Source organism: Bacillus sp. LR--39, from assembly GCF_053613335.1.
In genome coordinates this window covers 1-503 of record NZ_JBSIOT010001698.1, presented here as the reverse complement: position 1 = coordinate 503, position 503 = coordinate 1, and the positions used below count along the sequence as shown (strand labels likewise).

1 protein-coding gene is annotated in these 503 nt (G+C 45.5%); it reads left to right on the top strand.

Annotated elements, in window-relative coordinates:
• On the top strand, positions 1-503 hold a 503-nt coding region (locus tag ACWHAR_RS32615; protein WP_452089119.1), incomplete at both ends, for a toprim domain-containing protein.

The following is a 503-nucleotide window of genomic DNA, read 5'->3' as shown; positions in this document are numbered from 1 at the left end:
ATATCTTTAAAAATGAAGAGATCAATACGATCATTCATGCGATCGGCGGGGGAGTCGGGGCAGATTTCTCAATCGATGACATCAACTACGACAAAATCATCATTATGACTGATGCCGATACTGACGGCGCCCATATTCAAGTGCTGCTTCTTACCTTTTTCTATCGCTATATGAAACCGCTCATTGAGCATGGCAAGGTGTTCATTGCGCTGCCACCTTTATATAAGGTCAGTAAAGGAAGCGGGAAGAAGGAAATCATTGAATATGCATGGTCTGATGAAGAGATGGGTGATGTCCTGAAAAAAGTCGGCAAAGGCTATACCATTCAACGATATAAGGGTCTTGGAGAGATGAACGCAGACCAGCTGTGGGAAACGACGATGAATCCGGAGTCCCGCACACTTGTTAGGGTCAAAATTGACGATGCGGCACGTGTAGAGAGACGTGTGACGACGTTAATGGGAGACAAAGTAGAGCCGCGCAGAAAGTGGATTGAGAAAAAC